This is a genomic window from Nostoc paludosum FACHB-159 (assembly GCF_014698835.1).
Classification (GTDB): domain Bacteria; phylum Cyanobacteriota; class Cyanobacteriia; order Cyanobacteriales; family Nostocaceae; genus Nostoc; species Nostoc paludosum.
Genome location: NZ_JACJTU010000007.1, coordinates 21331 through 38547 on the forward strand (window position 1 = coordinate 21331; position 17217 = coordinate 38547).

The window sequence follows — 17217 nt, forward strand, 5'->3', positions numbered from 1 at the left end:
TACGAGAGGCTGCGCTCAGTACAAGTGCCCCATGCCCAATGCCCAATGCCCAATGCCCAATTTTCTATCATAAGTAGGAGCCACAAAGAAGCTAATATCTGCAACGATCGCTTCTGAAGCCACTGTGAGTAATTCATGCAAATTCAAACACCAGACTGGGTGAAGCACGCTGTTTTCTACCAAATCTTTCCAGACCGCTTTGCTAGAAGCAAAAAGCCACGTAAACGCCTGTTGCATGAAGCCCGTTGGGAAGATTGGGACGCAATGCCAACACTCCAAGGTTATAAAGGCGGGGATTTATGGGGCATCATGGAAGGTTTAGACTATATCAAGGATCTGGGCATTAACGCCATTTACTTTACACCGATTTTTCAATCTGCCAGCAATCACCGCTATCATACCCATGATTATTATCAAGTCGATCCCATGCTGGGGGGCAACGAAGCTTTTAAAGAATTACTAGAGGCCGCCCACCAACGAGATATCAAAGTTGTTCTGGATGGAGTTTTTAACCATTCCAGCCGGGGATTTTTCTTTTTCCACGACGTTTTAGAGAATGGGCCTCATTCACCGTGGGTAAATTGGTTCAAAATCGAAGGTTGGCCCGTTTCCCCCTACAATGGCGAGTTTCCTGCTAACTACGTAGGTTGGGCTGGAAATCGCGCCTTGCCAGAATTTAACCACGACAATCCAGAAGTGCGGGAATACATTATGGAAATTGCCGAATATTGGATTAAATTCGGCATCGATGGTTGGCGATTAGATGTACCATTTGAAATTAAAACCCCTGGTTTTTGGCAAGAGTTCCGCGATCGCGTCAAAGCCATCAATCCTGAAGCTTACATCGTCGGCGAAGTCTGGGGAGATTCCCGTGAGTGGCTGGATGGGACGCAATTTGATGGAGTGATGAATTATTTGTTTGCCGGGCCGACAATTGCCTTTACGGCTGGCGATCGCGTAGTCTTAGATCAAGTGCAAAGCCGCGACTATAAACCTTATCCACCCTTATTTGCTGCCGAGTACGCCAGCAAAATCCAAGAATTACTCGAACTTTATCCTTGGGAAATTCAGCTGACTCAACTGAATTTGCTAGCAAGTCACGATACAGCCCGATTGATGAGCATTGCCGGTGGCGATATACCCAGCATAGAATTATCAACTCTACTGCTACTCACCTTTCCTGGTGCCTCCAGTATCTACTATGGCGATGAAGTTGGCTTACCTGGCGCCATAGACCCAGACTCACGCCGTGGTTTTCCCTTAGAGGCTAACTGGAACCGAGAAATTTTCAATACTCACCGCCAATTAATTGCCCTCCGCCACGCTTACCCAGCATTGCGTACAGGTGATTACCAAGTTCTCTACGCTCAAGGGCAACTTTACATCTTTGCGCGAACTTTAGAGAAAGAAGAACTGATAATTGCCGTCAACGCTGGGACAAGTTCGGTAACAGCAAGTGTAGATATCGCCAGTTTGCACACTCAACCCAACAAACTCTTATACGGTAGTGCTGAATTTGAGTGGAATAGTGAAGGTGAAACTCAGCAGTTGTCATTAACTGTTCCTGCACGTACTGGCTGCATTTTGGGGCTGGGTTAGGGACTGGGGACTGGGGAGATGGGGAAGTGTGGGGAGAGAGGGGAGAGAGGGGAGAGAGGGGAGAAAGATTTTTTCACCATCCTCCCACACCTCCCACACCTCCCACACCTCCCACACCTCCCACACCTCCCACACCTCCCACACTTCCTGCTTGCCCCATGCCCTTACTTCCCCGCCACCATTGCAGGCATCAACACTGCATCAATAATATGGATGACGCCATTGTCTGCCAAAATGTCTGTTTTAATGACATTGGCGCCATTCACCTGAATTTTACCGTTGACAGATTCAATAGCTACAATTGACCCTTCAAGGGTTTCTGCTTCATTAATTTGTGCCAAGTCATCAGACCTGACATCCCCGCTAGCGACATGATACGCCACAATTTTCTTGAGCTTGGGAATGTCTTGTAGTAAGGAATCTAAAGTTCCCTCTGGCAAATTGGCAAAAGCTTCATCAGTGGGTGCAAAGATTGTCAAAGAACCAGGACTTTTGAGACTTTCTATCAAATCTACAGCTTTAACAGCCTTTATCAGTGTATTGAAATTTCCTGCTGCGATCGCAGTTTCCACAAGATCAGCCATGAGGGTGCGTCAGTTAATACTACAAGTTACTTATAAAGTGACTAAAATACTCTTAGCCTCTATCAACAGAAAGGTTGCTGGCGGTTAAACAGACAGTAGCAGACTGATTTAGTACTGTTACACTGGAGAATGTCCCCAAGAACCACTAATTATGCTAAAGCGTTCTAAGTTCGAGACAACACAGTCTCAAATTATGCACCGTGCTGAGGATTTGATCAGTGCAGCCTCAAATCGTTACCGCATTACGGTTCAGGTGGCGAATCGTGCCAAGCGTCGGCGTTATGAAGACTTTGAAAGTAATGAAGATGCAATGATGAAGCCAGTGCTAAGGGCAATTATCGAAATGTCTGATGAATTGACTCAGCCAGAAATTATTGGCGAACTATAAAAATATTGCTGAGTGAGGTAGAGACGCGATTAATCGCGTCTGTACAAAAATTCTGATTCAGCCAAATTCATACTTGCACTCAGCAACGACCAAAGTATTTTTCTATGAAAAAAAGAAAATTTTTTTTGAAATCAGTTTTTTCAAAACTTAAAACTCAGTACTCACCAATACTATTTGCGTTAATGGTGGGTTTAATTATTTTGGGTTCCACTTTATTTACCATCCAACCTGGGATAACACAGACAATCACTGCCAGTGATGTTTGGCAGATAGTGTACCAAAAATTGCCAGATTTCCCACGGGAAAATAAGTATATCAACAAAGAAAATGGCAAAGTTGCCGAAAATAATACCTTAGCAACTCGGTTGATTAGGTATCACGTCTACACCAAAGGGCGTCCCGCAATTTATCGCTTGGATTGGAAATTAACTTTGGCTGATTACCTGGGTGCTAATGAAGTTATGTTTGATAGTAGCTATCCAGGAAATGATACACTGCGGGAAAATCCCATAGAAGGCGATAAAGCTGCAATCGCTCGTCTCACTCGCAGTCAGCGAAATGCTTTAGTAGAAGTTTTAGTTAGTATATTTAATCCTAATTCCCAAAACACATCAGCCCCTCGCCCCAACTCCACAGCCAACCCCAGCACATCAACAACTCCACAGCCACCCCAAGGTGGAGGCGCACAATTACTTAAATAATGCCAGAGTAATGAGTTGTAAATTAATAACTCCTGACTCCTAACTCCTCACTCCTCACTCCTAACTCCTCACTCCTAACTCCTAACTCCTCACTCCTAACTCCTAACTCCTAACTCCTAACTCCTCACTCCTCACTCCTGACTCCTAACTAAATTATGGAACGCGTTGTCAAAAGCGGTTCTGGTTGGCGTATTGGCTGGAACCCCGATGCACCTGAATTTAAAGGTTTAATAGGTACTGATGACTGGGCAATTGAGTTAACCGAAGCCGAGTTGAATGATTTTTGTCGTCTACTGGCACAGTTAGCAGACACCATGAAGCAACTCGCAACAGAATTAATGGAAGAAGAGAAAATCGCCTGTGAAGCTGAAAGCGATTTATTATGGATGGAGGTAGAAGGCTATCCCCACGCCTACAGCCTGCGTTTCATCTTGAATACAGGGCGATGTGTAGAAGGTAAATGGGATGCTTGTGCTGTTGGAGATTTACTGCAAGCTAGCGGGATGCTCAAAGTTTTTTAAAGCTAATATCTAGACTTTTATTTCTCTACATGCTAAAATAGCGAAAGTGAATAAACGGATTCAAGGTTTTAAATCTAAAATCCAAAACTGATTCACGGGGCGTAGCGCAGCTTGGTAGCGCGCCACTTTGGGGTAGTGGAGGTCGTGGGTTCAAATCCCGCCGCTCCGATTGATAAAATTCTTAACCCACCACTCTTTCAGGAGATTGGAGGGTTTTTTAGTCTCTAAGCTTAAATTTAATGCTTGAATTTAATTTCTAACCAATTTCTTAGCAAATTGGTTAGGCTTATGAACGCCCGAAACAAAGTACAGAATGGACTTGTAGGCAATGGTAGTGTGAGTTAGAAAATAATTAAACTGCAAAGGCTTGCAAAAATGAAATAAAGTATCATCATGAGTTATCAAAATTACAGAAAAATCAGTACATATGAAATTAATGGTTATACATTTGATGACTGGTATAAAATTCTGGTTAATGCTAATAAAATGATCCTCTTGGAAGTCCCGTGTCCATCATGGGGCAGCTGTAATTCACATTTAGATATAGCTGATGACTATTATGGAGCATTAATTTTAGGAGAAAGCATAGCAGAATATTGTGAAGAAATTTCATATCATATAGGCAATAGTTCAATTCAGTTTTTACTGCAAGTTAGAGATGTTACAATATTAGCTGAAAAACTAGCTTGGTACTCTCAATTAACTGAAGATGAATATAGCGAGTTTTATTCTGATTTTAATTTAGAAGAAAGAACTAAAATTTACTTTCCGGATATAGCTGATTCTTTTCTAGCAAACTATATAGGTGGAGAGTATGATTTAGACGATGAAGAGGTTGAAGAATCACATCGAAAATATCCCGAACGTCGTCATCAGTTTTGGAAATCATTTGCAAGCCTTGATATTGGCTATGAATTCTATGTATCTCGCTACTCTTGGATAGTCCCACTGGAGGGTGATATTACAGAATTGTTACAAAAATACGGTGGCGTTGAGGATGAGTTACTTCTACTTGAAGAAGCCAATTATTTATCAATACTAAATCATGAACCTATTGTATTTAATAAAACTAGTGTTGTATCTTTCCCTCAAGAAAGACTATTTCAAACACAAACTTGCGCTAGAGATATTTTGCTTCAGAAGTATAAAGATAAATATTTTGATATTCAAGATTTTAACCAACAGATGAAAAAAATATTTTTAGCTAAAGAAGGAGACATTTTAATAGTATGTGATGAATTTTATAAATATGTGTTTTTTAGAGATTGTTTAGAAAAAGTAAGATATGACAAGTTAGAAGAATATTTAAATATATTTAAAGGCTTAGTTGGAAAACAAAATGAAATGGTCTATTCTTGGCAAAAACTTAATGACGAGCAGTTTGAAGAACTTTGTTACCATATAATTTGTAAGCATTATAAGCCTATTAAAATAAGAAAAATGGGTAAATCGCGCTCCCGCGATGGCGGTAGAGATATAGAGTTTTACACACCAGCGCGTCTTGGAACTGATTCAATAAAATGGATTGTACAATGTAAGTTAATTAGAGATGGCAGTTCACTTACTGCAAGCAAAATCAATATGATGGATACTATAGCTCAATATGGGGCGAAAGGATTTTGTGTAATGACTAGTAGCGTTATTGATAGTAATCTGTATGATAGATTGGATGACATTAAACGCAACTATGGTATTGAAATAGATGACTGGTCTAAATTAGAGATAGAAAATTTCTTAGACAAATATCAGGAACTAAAACATAAGTATTTTTTTGATTAAATTTAATACTTCAAATTAATTGCGAGTTTGCGCTCCTGAAGGTGAACGGATTCATTATGAAAAAGTAGTTGATAATTATCCTTAAGAGTAATTACGGAAGATAACAATATAAGCTTAGGTTTTCCTCAGATAAATTTATTATAAATTTAGTTGAAATACTATAGATGGTTAGAAGAAGTTTATTTATAACTAAAATAGTAAGCTTTACTTGTAGCACCATCAATTTAAATTATGATTGACATTCAAACTATATTAGAAATTTTTGATTGGATACAACAAGGATTAAAAACTGGACAGTATATAAGAATTGGTGGTGTTATTCGTGAACGACCAGTTGATTAGGGGTTTACATTACTAAATATGAATAGATTTGTTGTCAGAAAATAATTGCTAAAAATATATTAAAAACTTTTAAATTTCAAAATATTAAATAATCAAGAGTATTGGAAAATCACAGAATTTTGAATAATAATCAGGGTTCCATTCTATGGTATAAATCACCACTGATGTGTCTATATAGATAGCGCCAGAAGAAGGGAGTATTAGCTGTCCCATGAATCGCGTTCCTGTTGCAGTTGTCTATCTATATCCTCGGTGGTTCTGAAAGCGTGTTTACTACGGGCTTGTTCTATTAACTCTAAGACAGAAGCGCGTTTTGATGCCGGTTTTTCTGGCAAAATAACAAATACATCAACGTTGTCGCCAATCTCGGCTTGTGGAAGTTCTATTTCTATTTTGTTTCCTGGTAAAACTTTAGTTGTAATACGTATAGCTGCTTGCATGATTTTTTCAACCTTATATAGTTAGAACATTATCTTTACCATTGTTAGGGTTAACCCTATTGAGTTTAATTCTAGATCGTTACCTTTGGCTAAAGGGAGAAGTTTGCATAAGGGGTTATCGAGGATAAATTGTAAACTTTATCCCCAAAAAAAGCTAATAATAAAATTGCATTCAGTCAGTGAATACCCTATAAAATTTGGTATGTTACTCATGCTCAGACGCTTAGATAGCCGTAAAATCTCCTCGGTGGCTATGCTTTCGCTTGTTATATGCTTTACTCTAGTAAGCGTGCATTCATGTAGGCAAACAGATATGATATCAGCACCTTATCTGCTGACCGATCCATTTTTGCAGTTGCCAACTGAAAATTCAGTGCGAGTAGTTTGGTTTACCGAGTTTGCTGGTACTCAACATACAGTGTCCTACGGTGAAAATCTCAAACAAACTGCTAAGGCAAATACTATCAAACTCAGTCGCACGCGTGAAGACCAAAAATCAAGGGTTGGAAACCAAACCCAAGACAAGCAAGTTTATCAAAAACCTGTTAGGCGTGACATTTGGCGACATGAAGCTGAGGTAACTGGGTTAACTCCTGGTGTGCGGGTAAACTATCGCGTTACAAGTGTGCGGGAAGATGGCGAAACTGTTAGCAGTGATGTTTTTACTCTTGCAGCTACTCCAAAACCAGGTACACCACTAAAAATTCTGCTTACCTCAGACCATCAATTAAAGCCGATGACATCTGCAAATCTGCAAAAGGTAGTAGAAACGGTTGGACGAGTTGATGGGGTATGGTTTGCTGGTGATTTGGTCAATATTCCCGATCGCGCCTCCGAATGGTTTGATGATAATAGCGGTGGTGCGCTGTTTCCCGGTTTACAAGGTCGTGCTAAGTACGAAATGACTCACGACGGTGTTAAGACAACCTACACTGGTGGGCAAATAATTCAACATGCACCCATGTTTACTTGCATTGGTAATCATGAAGTGATGGGGCGATTTGCTAGAACTGGCAGTTTAAATGATGAGTTTGATGATACCATTCCTCATGCGATCGCTCAAAAATTGTATCCTGACAAATCTCTCATCGATAATTCTTTTAATACTGTTACCTACGAAGAAATTTTCACTCTACCGACAAGTCAAGAAGGTGGAAAAAAATATTACGCAGTTACCTTTGGAGATGTACGTCTCGTAGTACTATACATTACGAATATGTGGCGCAGCCCCAGTTTAGATGGAAAGCGTAAAGGTAGATATCAAGAAGCAGAAAAGGATTTCAATAATTCAGAAAATTGGGGTTATGGACAGGTAATTTATGAGCCAATTGCTAAAGGTTCCAAGCAGTATAATTGGCTAGAAGCAGAACTCAACAGCCGTGAGTTTAAACAAGCAAAATACAAAGTTGTAATGTTTCATCATCCGCCTCATACTCTGGGTGATAATATAGTTCCTGCCTATACAGAACCAGTACAAATAATTGAGCGAGATGGTAACAATATTAAGGCAGTGCGTTACGAGTATCCCAAAGACACAGATTATATCATCCGAGATGTTGTGCCTTTGCTAGAAAAAGCGAATGTGCAATTAGTATTTTATGGACATTCCCATTTGTGGAATCGCTTTATTAGCCCCAGTGGAATACACTTTTTAGAAACATCTAATGTTGGTAATACTTATGGTGCGGCTTGGGGTAACAGAAAGCGAGAAGTGCCAATTGGCTATCAAGAAGAGTATGTTCAACTTGGCGACCCCAATGGTTTAGAACCGATAGTACCGACAATTGCTCCTTTGTTAGGTGAAGATGCTAAACCGATGCCTTATATTGCTAGTAATGAGCTTACAGTTTTTAGTATATTTGACACAGCAACGGGTACGATCGCTAGTTATCATTTTGATACTCGTAAGCCTGATTCAGAGGTACTAAAGTTTGATGAATTTAAGTTAAAATAATTTATTAATCATTAGTCATTAGTGATTAAAAAACAATGACCAATCACAAATGACTAATGGCAATCAGATAAAGCAAATATAGCAGTTAAAGCATAATTTAGGACATAAACCGATTTTCAAGCCTGTTGCCTATTGCTTGTTGCCTGCTATGTATTCAAATACTAACGTCGTTTAACTGCTAAAGTAAGTCCATCTGCAATGGGGACAAGAGAAAGAATTACGCGTTCGTCATGGTGTAACTTTTCGTTTAGTGCCCTAATTGCTTGGGTACTTTCATCTTGAAATTGTGGGTCAGCAACGTGCCCTGACCACAAAACATTATCAATAGCAATTAATCCGCCTGGACGTACTAATTGTAGCGATCGCTCGTAATATCCCTCATAATTTTCTTTATCAGCATCGATAAAAGCAAAATCAAATGTCTCGGCTTGGCCAGTTGCTAACAATCTATCTAAAGTTTCCAAGCCTGGTGCCAAATGCAAATCGATTTTATGGGCAACCCCAGCTTCTTGCCAATACCGCCTGGCGATCGCAGTAAATTCTTCACTCACATCAGCTGCAATAATTTTACCATCATCTGGTAGCGCTAAAGCTACAGAAAGTGAGCTATAACCTGTAAACACGCCAACTTCCAAGGTTTTCTTCGCTCCAATCAGCTGCACCAAAAGCCTCATAAACTGCCCTTGTTCTGGCGAAATCTGCATTGTGCCACTGGGGTGGTTCGCGGTTTCTTGACGCAGCTTCCAAAGAATTTCTGGTTCTCGCAGGGAAACGGATAAAAGATAATTGTATAGTTGGTTATCAAGACCTATAGACTGTTTTGGCATGATAGATGAGAAAATTTAGGGAATCTACAGTTATACTATCGCTGATTAGGGGTTTCTGAGGATTAATATGGTGCGGCTTTTGACAGTAATATTGTTGTTGCTATTGACGGCTTGTGGCAGTATTGGATTGCTACCGACTAGCGAATTAGTGCAAAAAGCGATCGCACTTGAGCTAGAACAAACTCAACAAAAGCTTAGCCAGCAGTTGGATCTAGATTTTCAAGGATTTGAAATCAAGCGGCTATCCATTAGCCAAGAACAACCCCTAACTATTGAAAATTTACCAGCTTTTCGCGTCCAAGGAACATACGACTTAATTGTTAAGTTGCCAAAACGAAGCTTAACGCAAGCAAAAAAACCGTTTAACCTTTACTTGCAAATTCAGCAAGAAGGTAAAACTTGGCGATTACTGCTTCCAGATAAAGGTAGTAAAGATATGCAACCAATTTGGCGTAGTTATCTCATTCAATAGTTCAAAATTGTTAATTAGCCAATTCTGCTATATGTGCAGCTAGCAAAACTATCACAAGCATTTGTGTTACTAATTTTTACAAAAAGGTGAGAAAGATACTTAACTTATTTAATGTAGCTATCTCATCCAAAAGATAGTGTGTGCAACAAAAAAAAGCATCACAATTATTTCAGTAAAACTGCTGGGGCATAGTCACGATCGAAATGATGGTTTCATCGGAGACAATAGAAAATGTATATTAACTTTTTTATCAGTTCCATTGCCAGTATTGTAGTTGTGGTATTGGCTGCTTTTGGTTTACTCCAATGGTTGCACATACCTGCTGGTAGCTTTCTTGACTGGGTGATTGGTGGTGCAAGTTTTTGGTGGCTGTTGGTAATTGTTACGGTACCGTGGAATGTGCATTTTCAAGCTAAAGAAGTTTTAGCGGAAGCAGCACAATCTACAGAGAAAGGAATTCCAGTCGATGAAAAACAAGTAAAGTATGTCACAGTTTTGGCAAAGCGATCGCTCTGGGTTGCCATTGCTTTACACTTACTCTCAGCCGTTGGTCTTTATACTCTCGCTGTCACTGGTATTAGTACAGTCGGATATGTGAGTTCTAGTGCAGCTTTGTTATTAACAATTCTGCGTCCAGCGATTCGGGCTTACGAGTATTTATATGCACGGTTAACGATGATTCGCCAAGAATGGAAGTATCCCCGTGAAGATATTGTTGAACTGCGCGATCGCTTTTCTAATTTAGAACAAAAAGTGCAATCTTTAGAGGAGCAACTTAACCCAGAACAACCCTCTTCATTGCCAGCAATGCAACAACGTTTTGCTGAAGAAACTCGCAGAGATTTAGCGCGGATTGCGGCTAATTTAGAAGAATTACGTGCAATAAATCACACAGAACACGAACGGTTAGGGAGAGAAGCCAGAAATGCGATCGCGCAGCTTTCAACTGATGGACAATTTCTCGACCATGTGCGCGAGATCATTCGATTTTTTAAATCAGCCTAAACTTAACACCAAAAATTCGGCTTTGCTGAATTGCGGTATGAATCCAGATGTAGAGACTAGCAATTGCTAGTCTCTACAGGATTTTGATATCATGCACAATCGTTTTCATACATGAAATCAGCAACGCCAAAAATTCTTTAATAGTAGGGTGCGTTATCCCCCAGCGTAACGCACCATCTTCATATAGAGACTGAATTTATAATTCTGGATTCTGAATTCTGGATTCTGAATTCTTATATTACCGTGTTTGAAACTCCAAATTAAGAAAAAGTAAAATCAAACTCACCCCAACTCCCAGACCAACTAAGCCTGTTAACGCATTAGATAAAACAGCCACTAATATTGGATTGTTTACAATAGCAATACTCAGAATCTTGTCTAGAATTCTCAGTAAGCCAAAGTTGATTAGACCAGTTATTAAATAAAAGAAAAATACCCTCCACCAATTACCCTTAACTAAGGTTTTGCTATACTCAAGTGCTGCCTTACCTCTTTGATCTCGGAGAATAAAAGCTGTAGTATAAAAACCGTTGTTTACCAGATAAATAATTCCTGGTATTGCTAGTAATAAAAATCTAAAAAAATAATTGATACCAAATCTTAGATTTAACCCAACCAAAGGTAAAATAGCAGCCAATATCCGTCTAAATATAACTTCAATTTGAGGTCTTTGACCAAGAATTAAGCCTTCTGTAATGATAGAATAAGCAGCACCATAACCTGGTATTACAACAATTAAATAAAACAGATAAAATAAAACATACAAAATTAGTAAAATAGGATTAGACGAAAATGCTCCAGTGCTACCGACAAGGATGATGGCTGAAAAAGGCAGCGCAATACAATAAATACCTAAAAAGAGCGTAAAATTCTTGAGATATAAGTCAAAGCCTATTGATATTAATTCAAGTAATCCGAGTTTTCTGCTTTGAAGTTCAGAAAGGGTACTCATAGATTCAATTTTATTACCTCTTCCCTAAGATATAAATCTACTAAATACCACATTCTATTCAGCATTAATAGTACCCATCAGGGTGCTATTTGATAAGTCTTATGAAGCTTTTTGTAACGAAAATGAATCAATATATTTGAAGTCAAAAGCTTATTTGAGATTGGATTTGTGCAAAGATACTGCCACTCGGAAGCCAATTGTCAGTACTTTGTTGCTAGGAGGAACACCGTTACGATAAGCACAACGACATATATTCGGTTCATTAATCCAAGAACCACCCCGGATAACTCTAGGTGCAGCCCGGTTATTAGTAATTCGGACACTTCCATCTTCTGGTGCATTGATGTAGTCTTCGTACCAGTGATCGGCACACCATTCCCACACGTTACCATGCATTTCATCTAGCCCGAAATTATTTGCTGCGTTATGCGAACCTACTTCAGTAGTTTGTTTGCTCTCTCGCCCTTTGGGGCCAGAACCATATCGTTTGCTGGCGTCATAACTAGCAAGTTGAGGAGAAATGGTTTCGCCAAAATAAAATGGGGTTTCTGTCCCTGCTCGACAAGCATATTCCCACTCGGCTTCGCTGGGTAAACGATAGGGTTTTCCAGTTTGTAATTGCAAACGTTCACAAAACTCGATCGCCTCAAACCAGGTAATATGCTCCACAGGTAAATTATCACCTTGAAAATACGAGGGGTCAGAATTCAATTCAATCCGAACTTTGGTAGTCTTGCTAATTGCCCGCCACTGGGCTTGTGTTACAGGAAAACGGCTTAAAAAGAAAGATGCAATAGTGACTCGATGTTGAGGGCGTTGGCGATAGTCTCCCTCATCATTTGCAGTTCCCATCCAGTAGCTACCATCTGGTATCCGCACCATTTCTAGATTAATTTGTCGCTCTAGTCGCTCATCAAACAGGATTCCTTGTTGTTGGTGTCGCTCAATTACCCACCTTGAACCCAACCGCATAAATCGGGGTTGAGGAATCAGTTTTGCTGTTTCAAATTGAAACGATCTCAGTGAAGTGGTTCTGGAGGCGATGGGGTTGATTTGCCAATCAGAATCTTGTAACTCAGGAATGGGTAAAGTGACTCCTGCAACGACGATTTGATTATTGTGGGTTGGCAAAGATTTGAGGGTTGATTCTGCTTGAGCATGATTGCCACGAGCAAGTTCGCGCATCCCCTGAAGATATGCTAGCAGAGATTCAAAATGAGCTTGACGCAAAGGAGTGGCGATCGCTTCTGTTAACGATGTCATTCGCAGCCATTCTGTTTTTTCCCTGAGGGTTAATTCGGCAAGTTTGTTAGCTAAATCATGGGCGACAGCTTCCGGGTAAACATAGGCAAGTGCTGTCCAACGTTGAGCCTGGGCGAGAGTTTGGGTAGATAATTTAGAATCATTCAATTCGCGCTCTACGTAAGACAATAAAAAGTGGGCTAATTCCTCAACACGCTTGTGACCAAAGCTCGGATGATTAATCATTTGCTCTAAAAGATAATTGCGTAAATCTGCGTTCATCTCGTAAAGCTCATACCCTACCTCTTGGCAAAGCGGAGATAAAAGTAAGTCAGCTACTGCAATCCAAGGCACATTTAAGTCTTGGTTGGCGATATCCATCTGAAAATTTGCCCACAGACAGTAGGTCAAATGGGGCGTGAGAGCGATGGGCAAGGCGGCATGATAGGCTAAATATACATGGGCTTCGGTAAATCGTCTTTGGAATGATGCGATCGCCTGTTCAATTTCCTCAGAGCGTGTTTCAGGCAGCAAATTACTAGAGTTCGTCATCTTAGCGTCCGTCCTCGTAAGATATCGATCGCCCTGTAAAATTCCTGACGATTTAGTTCAAACATAGCAACCAAAGCCGCGATATCATGGGCGGTTGTGGTTTCCCAGCGAGCGCGAGGCACTGGATTGAGCCAGGTAGTATAACGTACATACTGCCCTAACTCTTTTAAAAAGAATTTTGTCAACCGCCGTCGCCGAGAATTCAATCCACCCCGCGCTGCTCCAGCATCGCTGAAAATTAAGCAGACTGTTCTGGCTTTGGGCAAGTTCGATAAACAATCATCAATTGGTTCTGCCTCTAAATGATAGCGATCGCGGTAGAGATATTCATCCGGACAGTTGTGAAAATAGTAAACCCGAACTTGGCTGAAACGCCCGCCACGCAACGCTGTATCTACCAACTCTTCACAAAGGTGATGAAACGGAACCATCGAACCATCTGTGTCAATTAATAGCAGAAGTTCTATCCGGTTAGTACGTCGCGGAACTAACACAGGATTAAGTAGAATTCCGTACTGGGCAACTTGTTGAATAGTTGCTGCCAAATCTAATTCGCTGGGTGGGCCTTCACGGCTAAATCGTCGCAGATAACGCCATCCTTGCTTCATTTGACGATGGGTGACGGGCAAATCATTAACGATGAGGGGAAATTCCCTAAGTTGGTTGTCTGATTGCCTGATTGCTTTAGCCACTTGAATCTCGTCAGCCATTGTGCGAATGACTTCCGCAGACAGCATGGTTTTAGATAAATTAGTGTAAGTTTCCGGAATCAGCGCCTCATCTATAGTAAATGTCTGCCGAATTTTCCACAGCTTCCAAAAAAGAAGCATAAATATTATGCAAGTAGCTGTAAACCATAGCAGTTCCAAATTATCAAAAAAGGGCTTCAGTCCCGCGAATATCCCTCCATCGTCATCTTGGATAGTTAAGCTTGCCACGCTATTTTCATCAAGTTTGACTCCACCTTGGGGGTCGCTCAAGCTTAAAGTAATAGGGAAGTCTAATTCAGCCTTATTATTATTATTAATGGGAATTTGAATTGTTTTTACTTTTTCACCATGTGCAAATTGAATGACTTGGGGAGTAGTATCGACACGGCTGGCTTCTGATATATTCTCTGATACATTCAGGATTGCGCTAACTGCTCCATAATTACCCTTAGTACGAATAATTTTGATCTTCGCTGTTTTGTCAGCTTCGTTAGCAGTGAATTGAGCAACAAAAAAAGAAGCTTTATCAAAGACTAAAGTGCCATAAATTGAATGATTTTCATTTGGAGAAGTAGGTTTTTTGAGGAAGAATATGCTGGCGATCGCCACAACACAGCCCACAAATCCTAATTTTAAAAACAGTATGATTCCATCTATAATATTATATTTTTTGCGAGTTGGTTGTTTGTTTTGATTAGCTCTTAATTCAATGTATGTTGAGTTGGTTTCTTTGGGAAAAAATTCTTCTTCCAATCGCTCTGGAATAATTTGATTGAAATAATCTTGAAAAATTTGTTCTTCTCGCTGGGATTTGACCCAAAGAGCAGAACATAGTTGGGCTAGGGAAGTGCGATCGCGAGTACCAAAACCTGCATTAATAGCTTCAAGGAGCAGATGATATTCTGCTAACCCTAAAGGAAAACCTGCTTTTTGTAAACAGGTGAATAATTCTAATAATGCTGGGTCATTCACGTTCCCTAGTTAACCTCAAATAATTCAGATGTGCATCCCAAGTTTTAAGTAACACTTCTAAATAAGGCAATTGACCTTCCTGGGACAACTTCTCTAATACATTTTGTAATGGATCTCGCTTCAGTGCTTTAATCCAATCAAGCAATTCGCTCGTACTCACATTCTTACTGAATTTCCCTGTTTCACCCTCCATAATTTCCCGTAATTTTAGAAAGCGGGAAACGGCTTTGTCTGTCAATTCATTTGCAATTCCCGGAAAACGATATTTGACAATTTGCACAATTTGTTCATAGCTGGGAAAATCGACATAATAGAATAAACACCGACGCAAAAAGGCGTCAGGTAAATCTTTCTCATCGTTACTAGTGATAAAAACAATCGGTGAATTGATTGCCTTAATTTCCTTTTCTTTGCCATTTTCTCGCACCTCTTCAATCTGAATTAGTTGCTCGTCGAGTTCTAGCAATAAATCATTGGGAAAATCGATATCGGCTTTGTCAATCTCATCAATTAAAACTACCGTCTGCTTGGGATTGACAAAAGCTCGACCTAATGCTCCCAAACGAATATAAGACGTTGGATCGTCAAAACGTTGCTTTTCTTCTCTAGTCAAAGAACCAGACGCTGCTAATTGAGCATCGCGTAGCCGTCCAACCGTATCATAGATATACAAACCATCTTTGGCTCGGCTAGTCGATTTTATATACCAAGCTTCAAAATCTAGCCCTAACTCATAAGCAACTGCAAGAGCCAATTGAGTTTTGCCACAGCCAGGTTCTCCTTTGAGTAATAATGGACGACCTAAATAAATTGCCAGATTTATCGCATCCACTAATTTTGGACTGGGTAGGTAAGGATAGATGACCTTACCTTTGTAAGTATCCCCTGGCTGCGGTTGCTTAGTGCCAGTATATTCCAGGCGATGAGAATCTAGAGGCGTAACCATTTCTCCTCCTGGTCATACCAATTACAACCACAAAGATCGCAAATTTTTTGTAAAGTTGGTATTGGAATTCCTTGTTTTTCTAAAATAGCCTTAATGGTTTCTGTCTTATTAGTAGAGATAGTTTTAGGTAAAAACTCACTTTGATAATTTAACCAATCCCTCATATCCTTCTCTAAAAATGGATTGATTGCAGGTAAACCAAAAGGATATTTTGGTTGCCAAGCTGAATCATATTGCTCGACAAAACCGACATTCCATCCAGATACTACACCTTGGCGATCTATGAGAAATACGATTAGTTTGTAACTATTTTGCTGAATGTCGTTTTCTGATATTTGTTGAGCAAGTGATTCCCAAAAATCCCTAAGTAAATCGCATAAATTTTCTTTAATCGTTTGATCTACATTATCAAAGACAATTAAAACATTCTGTGATTTCCATAGTTCACAAATTTTTTCTGCAATTTGAGAATACAAGCTATTCTCAGGTAAATGAACCCGACCTGCAAATTCGTTCCAAATGGCTAAGATATCGGTTCTGGCTGAAGTTCGATTTAAGTCAATAATAATTTTTTTATCTTCCAAAATTTTTGGAAAAATCAAAGCCAGTCGCTTCAGCAACCATTTTTGACCGTAGTTCTTACAACAGCCCTGAATTAAAAACATCCCATAAGAGTATTTTCCAGCAATCTCTTCAAAGAGGTTATGCTGTTCCCAGTAGCCTAGCTTCAATAGTGGTTTATATAAATCCAAACTTTGGCTTTTTTCTAAGTCAGCCTTTTGCGATTGTTCGGGTTGATTAATCTGTTCTTCTAATTCATCTAGTTCTTCTTCGATTTCTTTTTGTTTTGCTTCATATTCCTCAATTCGCTGTTCTAACTCATATTTCGCTTCCGCATCGGTTTTGATGATTATTTCTTTCTTGAAAAATCTTAACTTTTTGCTAACTTCTTCCCATTCCTCTTCTAGGTCTTGATATCTTGCCTTTAAACGCTTAAGCGAAGGCATATATTCTCCTTAATTTATATTTTAAATATCTATTAATATCGCAGTCATTTTAGCATCTATTCTTGCCTAAAAAAACTGACAACAAGAGTTGAATAATCCTATTTGAGTTGTGAAATTAGTCGTGGAGGCAGTCAATAGACAATAGGCAACAGATTTTTTCACGAATGATTTAGGATTGCTATATAGCCATTGAAGCATAGTTTAGGACATAAGGCGACTGTAAA

At 39.6% G+C, this 17217-nt stretch carries 17 protein-coding genes and 1 tRNA gene; 9 read left to right on the forward strand and 9 right to left on the reverse strand.

The features are described 5' to 3' along the window. Positions 1–15 precede the first annotated feature (15 nt). Positions 16–141 carry a hypothetical protein gene (locus tag H6H03_RS41210; protein WP_277926136.1) on the reverse strand — a complete coding sequence of 42 codons (126 nt, stop codon included), beginning with the start codon at positions 139–141 and terminating at the stop codon, positions 16–18. Between H6H03_RS41210 and H6H03_RS09065 the strand changes: the two genes are divergently transcribed. After that, entirely contained in the window at positions 136–1599 is a 1464-nt protein-coding gene (locus H6H03_RS09065; protein WP_190954811.1) for a glycoside hydrolase family 13 protein, read from the forward strand. The genes H6H03_RS41210 and H6H03_RS09065 overlap by 6 nt on opposite strands. Before the next feature lie 164 nt (positions 1600–1763). Here the strand turns inward: H6H03_RS09065 and H6H03_RS09070 are convergent, their stop codons facing one another. Continuing rightward, positions 1764–2183: a fasciclin domain-containing protein gene (locus H6H03_RS09070; RefSeq protein ID WP_190954812.1), complete on the reverse strand. Its 420-nt coding sequence runs from the start codon at positions 2181–2183 to the stop codon at positions 1764–1766. Between the two features lie 151 nt (positions 2184–2334). Between H6H03_RS09070 and H6H03_RS09075 the strand changes: the two genes are divergently transcribed. The 5 genes from H6H03_RS09075 to H6H03_RS09095 all read left to right on the forward strand — a co-directional run bounded on the left by H6H03_RS09075 (position 2335) and on the right by H6H03_RS09095 (position 5572). After that, a complete protein-coding gene (locus H6H03_RS09075) occupies positions 2335–2571 on the forward strand; it encodes a DNA-directed RNA polymerase subunit omega (RefSeq protein WP_094351515.1) in 237 nt (78 codons plus the stop codon). Positions 2572–2675: 104 nt separating this feature from the next. Further along, positions 2676–3272: a hypothetical protein gene (locus H6H03_RS09080; RefSeq protein WP_390842034.1), complete on the forward strand. Its 597-nt coding sequence runs from the start codon at positions 2676–2678 to the stop codon at positions 3270–3272. Between the two features lie 155 nt (positions 3273–3427). Beyond that, positions 3428–3793 carry a DUF1818 family protein gene (locus tag H6H03_RS09085; RefSeq protein ID WP_190954813.1) on the forward strand — a complete coding sequence of 122 codons (366 nt, stop codon included), beginning with the start codon at positions 3428–3430 and terminating at the stop codon, positions 3791–3793. A 95-nt stretch (positions 3794–3888) separates the two neighbouring features. Continuing rightward, a tRNA-Pro gene (locus H6H03_RS09090) sits at positions 3889–3962 on the forward strand. Between the two features lie 224 nt (positions 3963–4186). After that, positions 4187–5572, forward strand: coding sequence for a hypothetical protein (locus H6H03_RS09095; RefSeq protein ID WP_190954814.1), 1386 nt, complete (start codon positions 4187–4189; stop codon positions 5570–5572). Between the two features lie 542 nt (positions 5573–6114). Here H6H03_RS09095 and H6H03_RS09100 read toward each other — a convergent pair. Further along, entirely contained in the window at positions 6115–6354 is a 240-nt protein-coding gene (locus H6H03_RS09100) for a hypothetical protein (RefSeq protein ID WP_190954815.1), read from the reverse strand. A 313-nt stretch (positions 6355–6667) separates the two neighbouring features. Here H6H03_RS09100 and H6H03_RS09105 point away from each other — a divergent pair, with 313 nt between their 5' ends. Next, positions 6668–8308 carry a purple acid phosphatase family protein gene (locus H6H03_RS09105; protein ID WP_242057761.1) on the forward strand — a complete coding sequence of 547 codons (1641 nt, stop codon included), beginning with the start codon at positions 6668–6670 and terminating at the stop codon, positions 8306–8308. 161 nt (positions 8309–8469) lie between these two features. On the opposite strand, the gene H6H03_RS09110 is transcribed toward H6H03_RS09105, so the two are convergent. Further along, complete coding sequence (locus tag H6H03_RS09110) at positions 8470–9135, reverse strand: class I SAM-dependent methyltransferase (RefSeq protein WP_190954817.1); 666 nt, start codon at positions 9133–9135, stop codon at positions 8470–8472. A gap of 67 nt (positions 9136–9202) precedes the next feature. Here H6H03_RS09110 and H6H03_RS09115 point away from each other — a divergent pair, with 67 nt between their 5' ends. Next, positions 9203–9607: a hypothetical protein gene (locus H6H03_RS09115; protein WP_190954818.1), complete on the forward strand. Its 405-nt coding sequence runs from the start codon at positions 9203–9205 to the stop codon at positions 9605–9607. Positions 9608–9838: 231 nt separating this feature from the next. Continuing rightward, complete coding sequence (locus tag H6H03_RS09120) at positions 9839–10612, forward strand: hypothetical protein (RefSeq protein ID WP_190954819.1); 774 nt, start codon at positions 9839–9841, stop codon at positions 10610–10612. Between the two features lie 238 nt (positions 10613–10850). Here H6H03_RS09120 and H6H03_RS09125 read toward each other — a convergent pair whose 3' ends face one another. From H6H03_RS09125 to H6H03_RS09145, 5 genes are all read right to left on the reverse strand, one after another. Next, on the reverse strand, positions 10851–11564 hold the full coding sequence (locus tag H6H03_RS09125; RefSeq protein ID WP_190954820.1) for a hypothetical protein: 714 nt from the start codon (positions 11562–11564) through the stop codon (positions 10851–10853). Positions 11565–11714: 150 nt separating this feature from the next. Continuing rightward, entirely contained in the window at positions 11715–13358 is a 1644-nt protein-coding gene (locus H6H03_RS09130) for a formylglycine-generating enzyme family protein (RefSeq protein WP_190954821.1), read from the reverse strand. Beyond that, positions 13355–15040, reverse strand: a complete 1686-nt coding sequence (locus tag H6H03_RS41730) for a VWA domain-containing protein (RefSeq protein WP_190954822.1) — start codon at positions 15038–15040, stop codon at positions 13355–13357. Before H6H03_RS41730 ends, H6H03_RS09130 begins: the two co-directional genes overlap by 4 nt. Next, positions 15033–15986, reverse strand: a complete 954-nt coding sequence (locus H6H03_RS09140) for an AAA family ATPase (protein WP_190954823.1) — start codon at positions 15984–15986, stop codon at positions 15033–15035. The genes H6H03_RS41730 and H6H03_RS09140 overlap by 8 nt, the downstream gene beginning before the upstream one ends. Then, positions 15971–16993: a hypothetical protein gene (locus tag H6H03_RS09145; RefSeq protein WP_190954824.1), complete on the reverse strand. Its 1023-nt coding sequence runs from the start codon at positions 16991–16993 to the stop codon at positions 15971–15973. The genes H6H03_RS09140 and H6H03_RS09145 overlap by 16 nt, the downstream gene beginning before the upstream one ends. Positions 16994–17217 lie beyond the last annotated feature (224 nt).

Coding starts and splice junctions, on each gene's coding strand:
- H6H03_RS09065 (WP_190954811.1), top strand. CDS start 136: ATGCAAATTCAAACACCAGACTGGGTGAAGCACGCTGTTTTCTACCAA.
- H6H03_RS09070 (WP_190954812.1), bottom strand. CDS start 2,183: ATGGCTGATCTTGTGGAAACTGCGATCGCAGCAGGAAATTTCAATACA.
- H6H03_RS09075 (WP_094351515.1), top strand. CDS start 2,335: ATGCTAAAGCGTTCTAAGTTCGAGACAACACAGTCTCAAATTATGCAC.
- H6H03_RS09080 (WP_390842034.1), top strand. CDS start 2,676: ATGAAAAAAAGAAAATTTTTTTTGAAATCAGTTTTTTCAAAACTTAAA.
- H6H03_RS09085 (WP_190954813.1), top strand. CDS start 3,428: ATGGAACGCGTTGTCAAAAGCGGTTCTGGTTGGCGTATTGGCTGGAAC.
- H6H03_RS09095 (WP_190954814.1), top strand. CDS start 4,187: ATGAGTTATCAAAATTACAGAAAAATCAGTACATATGAAATTAATGGT.
- H6H03_RS09100 (WP_190954815.1), bottom strand. CDS start 6,354: ATGCAAGCAGCTATACGTATTACAACTAAAGTTTTACCAGGAAACAAA.
- H6H03_RS09105 (WP_242057761.1), top strand. CDS start 6,668: ATGATATCAGCACCTTATCTGCTGACCGATCCATTTTTGCAGTTGCCA.
- H6H03_RS09110 (WP_190954817.1), bottom strand. CDS start 9,135: ATGCCAAAACAGTCTATAGGTCTTGATAACCAACTATACAATTATCTT.
- H6H03_RS09115 (WP_190954818.1), top strand. CDS start 9,203: ATGGTGCGGCTTTTGACAGTAATATTGTTGTTGCTATTGACGGCTTGT.
- H6H03_RS09120 (WP_190954819.1), top strand. CDS start 9,839: ATGTATATTAACTTTTTTATCAGTTCCATTGCCAGTATTGTAGTTGTG.
- H6H03_RS09125 (WP_190954820.1), bottom strand. CDS start 11,564: ATGAGTACCCTTTCTGAACTTCAAAGCAGAAAACTCGGATTACTTGAA.
- H6H03_RS09130 (WP_190954821.1), bottom strand. CDS start 13,358: ATGACGAACTCTAGTAATTTGCTGCCTGAAACACGCTCTGAGGAAATT.
- H6H03_RS09140 (WP_190954823.1), bottom strand. CDS start 15,986: ATGGTTACGCCTCTAGATTCTCATCGCCTGGAATATACTGGCACTAAG.
- H6H03_RS09145 (WP_190954824.1), bottom strand. CDS start 16,993: ATGCCTTCGCTTAAGCGTTTAAAGGCAAGATATCAAGACCTAGAAGAG.